The 11135-nt window shown below is 41.5% G+C and carries 7 protein-coding genes; 5 read left to right on the forward strand and 2 right to left on the reverse strand.

Features of this window, described 5'->3' with window-relative positions; translation table 11 throughout:
- The 3 genes from ilvD to H5202_RS13105 form a co-directional block, all read left to right on the forward strand.
- The coding region (gene ilvD / locus H5202_RS13095) for a dihydroxy-acid dehydratase (RefSeq protein ID WP_182772458.1) at window positions 1–1685 on the forward strand (1685 nt) is incomplete at its 5' end.
- A gap of 1 nt (window position 1686) precedes the next feature.
- Window positions 1687–3258: a threonine ammonia-lyase, biosynthetic gene (ilvA, locus tag H5202_RS13100; RefSeq protein WP_182772459.1), complete on the forward strand. Its 1572-nt coding sequence runs from the start codon at window positions 1687–1689 to the stop codon at window positions 3256–3258.
- Between the two features lie 434 nt (window positions 3259–3692).
- A complete protein-coding gene (locus H5202_RS13105; protein ID WP_182772460.1) occupies window positions 3693–4835 on the forward strand; it encodes a pyridoxal-phosphate-dependent aminotransferase family protein in 1143 nt (380 codons plus the stop codon).
- Window positions 4836–4959: 124 nt separating this feature from the next.
- Here the strand turns inward: H5202_RS13105 and ubiK are convergent, their stop codons facing one another.
- Entirely contained in the window at window positions 4960–5208 is a 249-nt protein-coding gene (ubiK, locus tag H5202_RS13110; RefSeq protein WP_059746313.1) for a ubiquinone biosynthesis accessory factor UbiK, read from the reverse strand.
- 143 nt (window positions 5209–5351) lie between these two features.
- On the opposite strand from ubiK, the gene rep reads away from it, so the two are divergent.
- A complete protein-coding gene (gene rep, locus H5202_RS13115) occupies window positions 5352–7364 on the forward strand; it encodes a DNA helicase Rep (RefSeq protein WP_182772461.1) in 2013 nt (670 codons plus the stop codon).
- Between the two features lie 24 nt (window positions 7365–7388).
- Here the strand turns inward: rep and H5202_RS13120 are convergent, their stop codons facing one another.
- Entirely contained in the window at window positions 7389–8822 is a 1434-nt protein-coding gene (locus H5202_RS13120) for a putative bifunctional diguanylate cyclase/phosphodiesterase (RefSeq protein ID WP_336244800.1), read from the reverse strand.
- Window positions 8823–9111: 289 nt separating this feature from the next.
- Between H5202_RS13120 and H5202_RS13125 the strand changes: the two genes are divergently transcribed.
- A partial coding sequence (locus H5202_RS13125) for a tetratricopeptide repeat protein (RefSeq protein ID WP_182772462.1) occupies window positions 9112–11135 on the forward strand: 2024 nt, incomplete at its 3' end.

An 11135-nucleotide genomic window follows, 5' to 3' on the forward strand; every position in this document is an offset into this window, starting at 1 on the left:
TGGTTGCAGGTGCCATTGAAGAAGCTGGCGGCATTGCCAAAGAGTTTAATACTATTGCCGTAGATGACGGTATTGCGATGGGCCATGGTGGCATGCTGTATAGCTTACCGTCGCGCGAGTTAATTGCAGACAGTGTTGAATACATGGTCAATGCGCATTGTGCCGATGCATTAGTGTGTATTTCTAACTGCGATAAAATTACTCCAGGCATGTTAATGGCGGCGCTGCGGTTAAACATTCCGGTGGTATTTGTATCCGGTGGACCAATGGAAGCGGGTAAAACTAAGCTATCCGATAAAATTATTAAACTTGATTTAGTTGATGCCATGATCGCCGGTGCAGACTCTAATGTCAGTGACGAAGACAGTAAGCAAATCGAACGCAGTGCTTGTCCTACTTGTGGGTCGTGCTCGGGTATGTTTACTGCTAATTCAATGAACTGTTTAACCGAAGCCTTAGGATTGTCGTTACCGGGTAACGGTTCAATGCTCGCAACTCATGAAGACCGTCGTGAATTATTTTTAGAAGCAGGTCGCCGCGTGATGATGTTGGCAGAACGTTATTACAAGCATGACGATGAAACAGCATTGCCACGTAATATTGCGTCATTTAAATCATTTGAAAATGCCATGGTACTCGATGTTGCCATGGGCGGTTCATCTAATACAGTGTTGCATTTAGTGGCTGCCGCACAAGAGGCGGAAATTGACTTTACTATGGCTGATATTGATCGCATATCACGCTTAGTGCCTCATCTATGTAAGGTTGCACCATCAACGCCTAAATATCATATGGAAGATGTTCACCGTGCTGGAGGGGTGATGGGTATTTTAGGCGAGTTAGATAGAGCTGGTTTAATCCATAACGATGTACCGCATGTGGCCGCAGATAATGGCGGCGATTTAAAATCAGTTTTAGCTAAATACGACATTAAACAGACTAACGACCCGGCAGTGATCCGCTTTTTTAGTGCCGGCCCTGCAGGTATACCAACCACTAAAGCATTTAGTCAAAATTGTCGTTGGGACAGTGTTGATGACGACCGTGAAAATGGCTGTATTCGTTCGCGTGAGTTTGCCTTTAGTCAAGAAGGTGGCTTAGCCGTATTGTCAGGTAACGTTGCCGTTGATGGCTGTATTGTGAAAACGGCAGGGGTTGATGAGTCTAATTTAACTTTTGTTGGTAGTGCACGCGTGTATGAAAGCCAAGATGATGCGGTAGCCGGTATTTTAGGCGGCGAAGTGGTTGAAGGTGATGTGGTTGTTATTCGCTACGAAGGCCCAAAAGGTGGCCCTGGTATGCAAGAAATGCTTTATCCAACAACCTATTTAAAATCGCGTGGTTTAGGCGCTAAATGTGCGTTAATTACTGATGGTCGTTTTTCGGGTGGTACTTCTGGTTTGTCTATTGGCCATGTATCACCAGAAGCAGCCTCAGGTGGCACAATTGCACTGATCGAAAACGGCGATCAAATTGCCATTGATATTCCTAAGCGTAGCATTCAATTAAATGTCAGTGAAGAAGAGCTTACTCAGCGTCGCACTGCTATGGATGCAAAAGGTCCGTTAGGTTGGAAGCCGGTGTCTCGTGAGCGTTATGTGTCATTAGCCCTTAAAGCGTATGCATTACTTGCAACCAGTGCTGATAAAGGTGCGGTACGCGATCGCACTAAGCTGGAGGGGTAGTATGTTGGCTTTGGCGTCTCAAACTCAATTAGATTTAGCCCACTATTATTTACAGAAAATTTTACTTTCGTCTGTATATGATGTGGCTAAAGTGACGCCACTGTCGAGCATGAATAAATTGTCTGCTCGCTTTGGTTGTCAGGTGTATTTAAAGCGTGAAGATATGCAACCAGTGCATTCTTTTAAAATACGTGGAGCCTACAACCGTATTGCGGCATTAACTCAAGATGAATGCAATAAAGGTGTGGTGTGTGCATCAGCGGGCAATCACGCCCAAGGCGTGGCAATGTCTGCCGCCAGCCGTGGTATTGATGCTGTAATTGTAATGCCTAGCACCACGCCAGATATTAAAATTGATGCTGTGAAACGCTTAGGTGGCAATGTGGTACTTTACGGGCAGGCGTTTGATCAAGCCAATGATTATGCTAAGAATCTGTCGGTAACTGAAGGACGTGTTTATATCGCTCCGTTTGATGACGAAGCGGTTATTGCGGGCCAAGGCACGATTGCCCAAGAAATGGTCCAGCAGCAACGCGATATTGAAATTGTGTTTGTGCCTGTTGGCGGCGGTGGATTAATTGCCGGTATTGCGGCGTATTATAAAGCGGTAATGCCACAAGTGCGGATCATTGGGGTTGAACCCGAAGATGCCGCATGTTTAAAGGCGGCATTAGAAGCCGATGAACCTGTGACGCTGGCCCAAGTCGGTTTGTTTGCTGACGGCGTAGCGGTTAAACGCATTGGTACTGAGCCATTTAGGTTAGCGCGTGAATATGTTGATGAAGTGATTACGGTTACTTCTGATGAAATTTGCGCAGCGGTTAAAGATATTTTTGAAGATACCCGTGCAATAGCAGAACCTGCAGGGGCCTTGTCAATTGCTGGGCTTAAAAAGTACATGGCGCAACAAGGTGACTCCATCGACGCGCCGAAAAAAGTCGCAGCCATATTGAGTGGCGCCAATGTGAATTTTCATAGTTTACGTTATGTGTCTGAACGCTGTGAATTAGCTGAGCAAAAAGAAGCGGTTTTAGCGGTAAAAATACCTGAAAAACCAGGCAGTTTTTTACGTTTTTGCGAGTTACTCGATAAACGGGTGATGACCGAGTTTAACTATCGTTTTAGTAGCCGTGATATGGCAGTAGTGTTTGCGGGTATTCGTCTTACTGGTGGCCAAGCAGAGCTAAGTGAGATTATTGCTAAACTTGAGTCTGAAGGTTTTGAAGTTCAAGATTTATCCCAAGATGAAACCGCTAAACTACATGTGCGTTATATGGTCGGTGGTCACCCACTCGAACCTTTAGAAGAACGCTTATTTAGCTTTGAGTTTCCTGAGCATCCAGGGGCATTGCTGAAGTTCTTAACCACTTTACAGAGTAAATGGAATATTAGTTTATTTCATTACCGTAACCATGGTGCAGCCTTTGGCAGAGTGTTAGCTGGGTTTGAAGTTCCGGCTAAAGACGACGTAGCGTTTGCACAGTTTTTAACGGAGTTAGGTTTCGTTTATCAAGAAGAAACCCACAGCCCGGCATATCAGTTATTTTTAAATAGCGCTAAAGCAAAGGCGTAAGTCATTGTTAACTGACCTGAACTCGGGGTAAGAGACTAAGATATGATAATAAAGATCATAAACTTAGACATTTATCACTATCAGACTTGTCATTTGTTTTACTAACAAGGCGAATTGACGCGTCAATAGCGGGTCTATTGCAAGTTAATTCAACACCGTTAGCAAGGCAAAGGGCTGTTTGAGAGGCGTTTGTTATCCCGAGTTCAGGTTAACTACCATACTGAGGTGATTTAGTGCCTCAATGTGGTATTGTCAGTTCGCCTAAAACGAAAATATATTCGTGGGTTTGTATAAACGATTACCGACGACCACTAATAAGTTGATGTTAATGTATTTTGCAGCAACTGATTGGTATAGTTTGCTTTATATGTAGGGTAAATTTTCCAGATTCATACACAGTTATGAATTTTCGACCTCATTTTAAGGAGACTTTGATGTTACCCGTACCAACAATTCAAGCTTTTATGCCACCGCGCCGAATTTTAATGGGGCCTGGCCCATCTGACGTGTATCCCGAAGTGCTTGCGGCACAATCAAGGCCGACTATTGGCCACCTTGACCCATTATTTGTTGGCATGATGGATGAGCTAAAAAGCTTAATTCAATATGCTTTTCAAACCAAAAACGAAATGACCTTAGCCGTATCTGCTCCAGGCAGCGCTGGCATGGAAACCTGTTTTGTCAATTTAGTTGAACCAGGTGAAAAGGTAATCGTGTGTCGTAATGGGGTATTTGGTGAGCGCATGCGCCAAAACGTTGAGCGCGTTGGCGGTGTTGCGGTAGTCGTCGACAATGAATGGGGCGAACCTGTATGCCCAGATAAAGTTGAAGCTGCACTTGTCGCGCATCCTGATGCCAAATTTTTAGCCTTTGTACATGCAGAAACCTCAACGGGTGCGCTGTCTGATGCCAAAACATTATGCACCTTGGCGCAATTACATGACTGTATCAGTATTGTTGATGCGGTGACCTCATTGGGTGGCGTTGAATTACTGGTAGATGAGTGGGGCATTGATGCCATTTATTCAGGCAGCCAAAAGTGCTTATCTTGTGTGCCTGGTTTATCTCCAGTGTCATTTTCGCCTAAAGCCGTTGCTAAACTAAAAGCTCGTACCACCTTGGTGCAAAGTTGGTTTTTAGATCAAACCCTAGTGATGGGTTATTGGGGCAATGGCGCTGGTGCTAAGCGTAGCTATCATCATACTGCACCCGTTAATGCATTATATTCCCTGCATGAGTCTTTACGTTTGTTAGCCAATGAAGGCCTCGAAAATGCCTGGGCAAGACACCGTAAAATGCATGAGTTATTACGTGATGGATTAACCAAACTTGGATTGAAATTTGTGGTTGAAGAAGCATCCCGTTTACCGCAACTTAATACTGTATATATTCCCGATGGTGTTGATGACGCCGCTGTGCGTAAGCATTTATTGGAAGAATATAATTTAGAAATTGGTGCAGGATTAGGTGCTTTAGCGGGTAAAGCGTGGCGCATCGGCTTGATGGGCTATGGTGCTCGTCGTGAAAACGTTGCCCTTTGCTTATACGCATTAGAAGAGTCTCTTAACCAGAACTAGAATTAGCTAGCCTAATTTAAGTCACGTGTTGAATAAAAAATGACGCTAAATAGTGTCATTTTTTATGTCTGTAAATTGAGTGGAAATGATTACAGAGGTGCTTATTATCTTAAGTTCGGGTTAGTTACTCAGCAAACTTTTTTTCTAACTCATTAACTTGCGCTTGTAATGCTTCAAGCTTTTCGCGAGTTTTAAGCAACACATGTTGCTGTACCTCAAACTCTTCGCGCGATACCACATCCAGTTTCATCAATTGGTTTTGTAATATCTGCTTGCTGCGCTCTTCAAACTCACCGGCAAATTGCTTAACACCGCTGGGTAAGTTGTCGCTTAGCTGCTTAGCGAGCTCTTCTATTTTCTTTGGATTAATCATGATGATCCCCTACTGATACGTTGATTTAATTGTAACCGAGGTAAGCGCTTTTCCAAACCTTAACTGTGATTTTTCGTTAACCGTCACCAGTTGATTCTGCTATGATCCGCCTTCGTTTAAGGTTAAGTAAGGTGTAATGATTAATGAAACTCAATCCAGGGCAAAATGAAGCCGTACATTATGTATCGGGTCCATGCTTAGTGCTCGCTGGCGCGGGGAGTGGTAAAACACGTGTAATCATTAATAAAATTGCTTACTTAGTTGAAAAGTGTGGCTATAAAGCCCGCAATATTGCCGCTGTAACCTTTACCAATAAAGCCGCCCGTGAAATGAAAGAACGTGTGGCTCAGTCTATGGGCCGCAAAGAAGCCCGCGGATTATGGATTTCTACATTTCACACTTTAGGGCTCGAAATCATTAAGCGCGAGCATAAAGTGCTTGGGCTTAAAGCAGGTTTTTCGCTATTTGATGATCAAGACACTTTCGCGTTATTAAAAGAACTGACCGAAGATGAATTAGATGATGATAAAGACCTGATCAAATCTTTGGCATCAGCGATATCTAATTGGAAGGGGGGATTAGTGATCCCTCAGCAAGCAAAAAACATGGCAAAAGATGAGCAAAGCCAATTATTTGCCATGTTGTATGCCCGGTATGCTCAGCACATGAAGTCTTATAATGCGCTCGATTTTGATGATTTAATCTTAATTCCAACCTTATTGTTGCGGATGAATGAAGAAGTGCGCACCCGTTGGCAGACTAAAATCCAATACTTGCTGGTGGATGAATATCAAGATACCAATACCAGCCAATATGAATTAGTTAAACTTTTAGTGGGTGAACGTTCGCGTTTTACTGTAGTAGGCGATGATGATCAGTCTATTTATTCTTGGCGCGGCGCTAAGCCACAGAACTTAGTATTGTTAGGGACTGATTTTCCAAGGCTTAAATTGATAAAGTTAGAGCAAAACTATCGTTCGAGCCAACGTATTCTCCGGGCTGCCAATATTTTGATTGCTAACAACCCTCACGTGTACGACAAAGCGTTATTCAGTGAGTTAGCTTACGGTGAGCCCTTAAGAGTATTAATTGCCGCTAACGAAGAGCAGGAAGCTGAGCGAGTGGTGGCTGAGATAATTCGGCATAAGTTTGTTGGACGGACTAAGTTTGGTGATTACGCTATTTTATACCGTGGTAATCATCAGTCTCGCTTGTTAGAACGGTCGCTAATGACCAATCGCATTCCATATAAGCTCAGTGGTGGCACCTCATTTTTTTCTCGTGCAGAAATTAAAGATATCATGGGGTATTTACGTTTAGTGGTGAACCCGGACGATGACAATGCTTTTTTGCGGGTGGTTAACTTACCTAAACGTGGAATCGGCCCTGCGTCGCTGGAGCGTTTAGGTAATTTTGCCAATCAAAAGCATATCTCGTTATTTGAAGCGATTTTTGATGTTGAACTCAATCATCACTTAGCGCCAGCTGCGGTTAACTCATTGTACCAATTTGGTCAATTTATTGTTGATACTGGTGAAGTTGCTACGCGTGGTGAGCCTGTTGAAGCGATTAAACAGCTTATACGTAAAATAAATTATGAAGATTACTTATACGAAACCAGTACCAGTGCTAAAGCCGCTGAAATGCGGATGAAGAATATTTCTGAATTATACCGCTGGGTTACCGAAATGCTTGAAGGTGATGAATTAGACGAACCAATGACGCTACCAGAAGTGGTTACTCGATTAACACTGCGCGATATGATGGAACGCAACAGTGAGGATGAAGGGGGCGATCAAGTTCAGTTAATGACGTTACATGCTTCTAAAGGACTGGAATATCCTTTTGTATTTATGGTGGGCGTTGAAGAGCGTATTTTGCCGCATCAGTCGAGTATTGACGAAGACAATGTCGATGAAGAACGCCGTCTGGCGTATGTGGGTATTACCCGTGCACAACGTGAATTGTGGTTTGTAATATGCCGTGAGCGTCGTCAATTTGGTGAAACGATGCGATGTGAACCGAGCCGTTTTTTACTTGAGTTGCCGCAAGATGACTTAATTTGGGAAAACCGTAAGCCTGTTCAAACAGAAGAGCAGCGTGTCGAAACCAGTAAAAGTCATATCGCCAACATTCGCGATATGTTTAAAAAGTAGTGTTAATGTGGTTGGTCTTATTGATTAGGCGCAAGACTTATGGTGCTTTTTTTTTTCGTTAAATAATTTACTGATTGCTCGGCCTTGACCACGCACATAACCAAGTTCTAAAAACTGCCTGATTTGTTGCTGTGTGTCGACGGTAGTGGCGTAGATATCGAATTTAAGTGTTTGTGCCGTCAATTGGTAAGCTTTCACTAATTGTAACTGTTTGTCATTGAGCAAGTGCTTACTGATGTCATTGTCTAACTTTAACGCCTTAATAGGTAAGAAGCTTAGGCAACTGAGTGAGCTGTAACCTGTGCCATAACCATCGATACCGATTTGCACACCCAATTGCGAAATAAACTCGAAACCATTGATATGGTTTTCGGTGTCTTGCACGAGTGCTTTTTCGTTAAAAAATAATATTAGTTTATCAAGATTGATATTACTGCCTTTAATGGTTTGCTTAAGATTGCGTAATACGAATTTATTTTTGATGTGCTGGCTGCTAATGTATAGATGTAAGTATGCATCCGCACCATATTTTGACTTAAGAGCTTGATATTGTGCACTTAGGGTGGAGAATATATAACCATCTAAATTTAGTGTGAGCTGGTATTGTGCGGCAAGCTGCTTCATTTTGCCATGTTCAATAATGCCTTGTTCGGGATGATGCCACTCAACGTGAGGTTCAATGGCAATTATCTCACCGGTAGTAAAATCGACCACTTCAATGTAGTTAATCTCAAACTCTTGTTGGTCTAACGCCTTCTTAAAATCAATTTCCAATTCATGTTGTAGCTTAGATTGCGTGCTGAGCTTGTCGTCAAAAATAACATAACAACCCTTGCCATTTGCTTTAGCCTGGTACATCGCCGCATCGGCATCACGCAGTAGAGATTCACTGGTGACTAATTTATTACGTCCACTAAATGCAATTCCGATACTGGCACCTGAGATGAACTCTTGTTTGGCTAATTGATAGGGCACAGACAACGCATGTAAAATACGGTCGCTGACTTCGATAGCATCTTCTGTGGCATTAATCGAATCTAGCAAAATAACAAATTCATCACCGCCCATTCTTGCTAGAGTGTCATTTTCGCGCACGCATGACTTGATACGTTGAGCTGTTTCAATTAAAAAACGATCGCCTTCAAGATGACCGAAAGAATCATTGATCAGTTTAAAGCGATCAAGATCGATAAATAATAAGGCAAATTGATCTAATCCATGCCGGCGCAAGTGTTTTAATGCTTGTGATAATTGCTCCATTAAATAACTGCGATTGGGTAAACCGGTGAGTCCATCATGTTGAGCATCGTGTAAAAGCTGATCTTCAATCTTACGACGCTGATTCATCTCTTGTTGAAGATTGTTGTTGAGTTCAGCGAGTGCTTGAGTGCGTTTAACAGCCCAACTCATCGAAAAAATGGCACTACTGGTTAAAATTGCAAGAGAAGTAGGTTTCACTCTAGGTTCCTTCTGTTATGATTCTATTGTTTTTATTTTAAATTCCGAACAATTATAACGTTCTAGACTCATTAACACAGTGGCAATTTACAATTTAGTGAAAACCAGCCAGTGCGAACATCAGACCAATGTAAATTTATTTATCCATACCACGTGAAAATGAAGTCCACGTTAACTAACACAATAAAAGGTATTTCTTACTATGCTGCGATGTTTTTCTCTGTTCATATTATGCTCGATACTATTAAGTACTGTGGTTTCAGCAAGGGATATTGAGCAGCAAGAAATATTGTTCAAAGAAAACCCACAAAAGCTTTATACAAAGCTAATTAGGGCCACAGAATTCCCTTTACAATTTTCAAATAATGCAGAGTTTGAACAAGCTGCGAATGAGTTAAGTTACCCACCAAATGAACTTCATCGCGATTTAGAGCTATTGGCACGACTAAATTTAGAAGCGAAACTGACATCGCCAACCAAATATGAAGACGCCGAATTACTGATAACACAATTAGACGCTATCGCATCAACCACACTTGAACAAGCTGTCGTCATTATGCTTAAAGCGCGGATTAAAGGACGTCAAAACCAAGAATATAATCAGGTGATCGTTGAATATAATGATGTTTTAAATATGGTTAACACAGATGTCAGTTTAGAAAGCACGCTTTTAAAATCGACACTTCATGAACAACTCAGCATGTTACATTCATTGCTACTTCAACCTACACCAGCATTTTCTCACTTAAATCGTTACCGCGATATCGCTTACCAATTACACAATAATTATTTTATCTCCGATGCAGAAACCCAGTTAGGTCGTTATTACAACCTTAATGGTGATCAAGCCAAGTCATTACAGCATTACAGTGAAGCATTCCGTTTAGCCAATAGTCTGGATTACCCCGGAATTAAAGCACATACACAACTCAATCTTGCGCGTACATACCGAGATTTAGAACAATGGGATGATGCACTAAAATATGCCCATAATGCGGCAGAGATCCTTCAATCGATAGGCCAAGATGTTTATCTATCAGAGGCCTTGACGGTTGTTGCAATGATTTACGCAGGCCAAGATCAATGGAATAAATCCATCGACTATTATTTAAATGTCCAGCAAGTTAATGAACGTATAGGTAATGAAATTGCCATAGGACTCACATACCATAACTTAGGCGAAGCTTACTTCAAATTAAATAATATCCAAGCGGCATTAAACGTAATGCAACGTGCAAATGATATATTTAGAGCTCGAAAAATAGAACATTACTTAGTCCATAATGAACTACTATTTGCCCAAATAAATAGCAGTGAAGGTATGTGGGATGAGGTTATTGATCATGCAAGTAAAGCTATAGAACTGGCTAAAAAGAAACATTTAAATGATGTGCAAATAGAAGCACTAGGTTATTTGTCTACCGCATATCGCAAAACCAACAACCTCAATGCAGCACTTGCAACTGTCGATGCCATTGTTGAAGTTAATAATACATCACAAGATAACACCGAACAAAAAAATGATTTCTCTGAACTCACTGAACAGAAATTAAAATTTGAGCTGGGTTTATTACAACAAAAACTACAACAACAATCTGTGACGAATAAATACAATCAATTTATCATTTTAGCCTTAATTCTCGGTTTTAGTATTGCGATCATTGTGTTGATTTTTATCTACAGAAAATTTCAGCAGAGAAACACCTTATATGTTGACGCTCAACATTTGAATAACTTAGATCCCATAACGCAAGCGCAAGGTTACAGGGCGTTTATTCAACGTATCAGTACACTCAATCACGCTGTTCCTAAAACACTCGCGTTAGTCAATATCAATGAATTAAACAATATTGATATTCAACTAGGACTTACCGAATCAGTAGTATTAATGCAATACTTTAATAGCCAGTTCAGTAAACACCTAGACACTGAAGTATTTATAATACGCTCAGGATTAATTGCATGTTATTTCGACAAACAATATGATCCAGAAGTTATCTTAAATGCCGTCATTGAGTGCCTTAAACAATTACAAGAGACTCAATTTACCATTCCTAATTTTGCTTTAAAATCCGTGGTTCAACATGCGAGTATTGGCCACATTAATTTACCACTACTCGGTAATCCTGATGTCATCATCAGTGCTGAATTACAATTTGAAACATTGCAATACGCGCTGGCTGCTGCCATGGAAATAACAGAGCAACCTGCTTATGTGTCATTGCGACCACTTAACTTTGCTCCAGCAGCGGTTTTTATGCGCCCACTTTATTTAAATCTGACTCAAGCACTTAATCGCGGCATCATTCGTGC

Source organism: Shewanella sp. SG41-4 (assembly GCF_014164505.1).
In the GTDB taxonomy this organism is placed as follows: Bacteria; Pseudomonadota; Gammaproteobacteria; order Enterobacterales; family Shewanellaceae; genus Shewanella.

Bases quoted from the DNA above. Each gene is read 5' to 3' on its own strand.
- ilvA (WP_182772459.1), top strand. From the start codon at position 1,687: ATGTTGGCTTTGGCGTCTCAAACTCAATTAGATTTAGCCCACTATTAT.
- H5202_RS13105 (WP_182772460.1), top strand. From the start codon at position 3,693: ATGTTACCCGTACCAACAATTCAAGCTTTTATGCCACCGCGCCGAATT.
- ubiK (WP_059746313.1), bottom strand. From the start codon at position 5,208: ATGATTAATCCAAAGAAAATAGAAGAGCTCGCTAAGCAGCTAAGCGAC.
- rep (WP_182772461.1), top strand. From the start codon at position 5,352: ATGAAACTCAATCCAGGGCAAAATGAAGCCGTACATTATGTATCGGGT.